The organism is Halolamina salina, from assembly GCF_042678005.1.
GTDB lineage: Archaea > Halobacteriota > Halobacteria > Halobacteriales > Haloferacaceae > Halolamina > Halolamina salina.
In genome coordinates this window covers 1-529 of sequence record NZ_JBHUDH010000210.1, presented here as the reverse complement: position 1 = coordinate 529, position 529 = coordinate 1, and the positions used below count along the sequence as shown (strand labels likewise).

The window sequence follows — 529 nt, the reverse complement described above, 5'->3', positions numbered from 1 at the left end:
CGGCGCGGGCCCAGCGGCGGCTGGGTGCCGGCGAGGACGTGGTCCTGACCGGGCCGCCGGGGTCGGGGAAGAGCACGACCTGTAAGCGGATCGCGGTCGCGTGGCACCGGAACGACCGGGGGACGGTGCTGTACCGCGAGCCGGACGGCGAGCGGTCGCTCCAATCGGTGCCGGCGCTCCGGCGGGCCGTCGACGCCGCGGCGGGCCACACGCTGGTGGTCGTCGAAGACGTGGTCGATCCGGGCGCACGGCGCGCGCTCGACCTCCGGGCGGAGTTCGCGGGGCGGGACGACGTGAGCTTCCTGTTCGACGCACGCACGGCGGCGTGGGAGGGCGCCGACACGCCGACCGACGGGCCGACCAGACTGTCGATGCCGACGCTGTCCGTCGACGACTGCGAGGCGTTGCTCGCCCGCGCTGCCGAGGGGCGCGAGTCACCGCTCCCCCTCTCGGCGGCCGAACTCCACGACGAGGTCTCGGGCGAGGGAACCGCCGGCGGGTTCGTCGTCGCGGCCCACAGAGTGGCGAG

The 529-nt window shown here is 75.8% G+C and carries 1 protein-coding gene; it reads left to right on the top strand.

Going from position 1 to position 529, the window contains the following annotated elements:
• On the top strand, positions 1-529 hold a 529-nt coding region (locus ACFR9S_RS14615; RefSeq protein ID WP_459077217.1), incomplete at both ends, for a P-loop NTPase.